The organism is Virgibacillus sp. 7505 (assembly GCF_002272135.1).
In the GTDB taxonomy this organism is placed as follows: Bacteria; Bacillota; Bacilli; order Bacillales; family Amphibacillaceae; genus Terribacillus.
In genome coordinates this window covers 1-326 of the sequence record NZ_NPBF01000106.1, presented here as the reverse complement: position 1 = coordinate 326, position 326 = coordinate 1, and the positions used below count along the sequence as shown (strand labels likewise).

Genomic DNA, 326 nt, shown 5'->3' with positions numbered 1-326 from the left:
GCATATTCCAAATCGCCACCGACAGGCAAACCGTGGGCTAGGCGAGTCACTTTAATGCCAGTAGGCTTAATTAAGCGTGAAATATACATTGCCGTTGCCTCTCCTTCAATGGTTGGATTGGTGGCAACAATGACTTCTTTTACGCTCTCATCATCCTGCAAACGTTTGATCAGTTCCGCAATTTTAATATCTTCTGGCCCGATTCCATCCATCGGCGAAATCGCCCCGTGTAAAACATGGTAAAGCCCGGTGTATTCCCGCATTTTCTCCATTGCAATTAAATCTCGTGATTCTTGGACAACACAAATCGTTGTACGGTCTCTATG

Annotated in this window: 1 protein-coding gene; it reads right to left on the bottom strand. The window is 45.4% G+C overall.

Going from position 1 to position 326, the window contains the following annotated elements; translation table 11 throughout:
- Positions 1 to 326, bottom strand: a 326-nt coding sequence (gene recR, locus CHH91_RS18130; protein ID WP_095224769.1) for a recombination mediator RecR, incomplete at both ends; no start/stop codon positions are given.